The organism is Nocardioides sp., assembly GCF_004803405.1.
Lineage (GTDB): Bacteria > Actinomycetota > Actinomycetes > Propionibacteriales > Nocardioidaceae > Nocardioides > Nocardioides vastitatis.
Map to the genome: position 1 here is coordinate 272 of NZ_SSXI01000217.1, position 1,685 is coordinate 1,956.

At 69.4% G+C, this 1,685-nt stretch carries 1 protein-coding gene; it reads left to right on the forward strand.

Annotation, left to right across the window (positions count from 1 at the left end):
* Positions 1–88: 88 nt before the first annotated feature.
* Entirely contained in the window at positions 89–1,594 is a 1,506-nt protein-coding gene (gene tnpC / locus E7Z54_RS14630; protein WP_168798339.1) for an IS66 family transposase, read from the forward strand.
* Positions 1,595–1,685: the final 91 nt, after the last annotated feature.

Genomic DNA, 1,685 nt, shown 5'->3' on the forward strand with positions numbered 1-1,685 from the left:
CTTCAGTGGGTAATCGGAGCGTGATCGCCTCGGGCTGCTGGTGACGGCCTGTGATCCGGGTCGGGCGGCGATGTGGTTGGATCTTGCCGTGTCCGATCTCGAGTCGCTGTCCCGGGAAGAGCTGGTCGCGCTCGCCCGGCGTCAGGACGCGCAGATCACGACGATGGCCACACAACTTGCTGTGGTGATGGAGAAGTTCGAGCAGCAGGCGGCGGAGCTGGCCCGGCTGCAACACCTGCTGTCGCGCAACAGCGGCAACTCCTCGATGCCGTCCTCGAAGGACGACGACCCCGGTCGGACGCCGCCGCGCAAGGAGCGCCGTGCCAAGCCTTCCGGGCGGGCGAAGGGCAAACAGCCCGGCGCGTCGGGGACCGCGTTGCGCTGGCGGGAGGAAGGCGAACTCGACGACCACCAGGACCGGTATCCCGAGGGCACCTGCGAGTGCGGCGCCGACCTGAACGCGGCGGCCGGTCTGGGCGTAGCCGACCGGTATCAGCAACATGAGATCCCGCTGGCCAGTGTGAGCGTGGTGCAGTACGACCAGCACGCGGTGGCCTGCGGCTGCGGGCGGGTGCACACCGCTTCCAGGCCTGAGGGTGCCGGGGTCGGCCGCATCGAGTACGGGCCGAATCTGCGCGCTTACGCGGTCTACCTGCTGGTCGTCCACTTCGTGCCGGTGCACCGCGTGGTGGAGATCCTCGCCTCGCTGACCGGTGCCGCGCCCTCGGCCGGGTTCGTCCACTCTCTGCTGCGGCGCGCGGCGCGGGCGCTGGCCACGTGCGACTTCGCGATCCGCACTCTGATCACGCTCGCGTTCGCGGTGTGCGCGGACGAGACCCCGCTCAAGGTGGGACCTTCTACCCCCGCCGAGGGGAAGAAGGAAGCCAAGGGCTACCTGCACGTCGCCTGCACCGACCTGTACACCCACTTCCTGCTCGGCGACCGCTCGATGCGTACTTTCCGCCAGACCGTGCTGGCGGACCTCGAACCGGGCGCGGTTGCTGTTCATGACCGCTACCAGGCTTACGACAGCGCCCAGTTGGGCGCGCTGAACCACCAGTTGTGCCTGGCCCATGTCCTGCGTGATCTCGCCTCCGCCGCCGAGCTCTACCCCGACGAGATCTGGCCCACCCAGCTGGCCGACGAACTGCGCGAGCTGATCCACCGCGCCAACCAGGCCCGGATGCGCGGCGAGACCTCGCTGCCCCAGCGGATCAAGGACCTGGGAGTCCGTGGCCTGCGCGCCGCTGCACGGATCGGCCTCGGTCACACCGAGCACCTCAACGACGACCGGCCCGGCGCCCGTAAGGCCCGCCTGCTGCTGGAGGCCCTCCGCGAGCGCGAGAAGGACTTCCTGCGCTTCACCACCGACCTGCGCATCCCGCCCACTTCCAACCAGGCCGAACGCGACCTGCGACCTGCCAAGATCCAGGAAAAGATCTCCGGGCGGCTCACCGACGCCGACCGGGCCAAGGACCGCTACCTGATCCGCGGCGTGCTCTCCACCGCCACCAAGCACGCGGTCAACCCCCTCACCGTGCTCCGGGACGCGTTCACCGGAACCACCTGGCTCCCACCCGCAGCCCGCGCCTGACGCCTCGCCAGCCGACGACCAACACGGTCACCGGCCGTCACCACACGCCCGAATCGATCACCCAGCGCACACCGGCTGAATGTTTACGCCC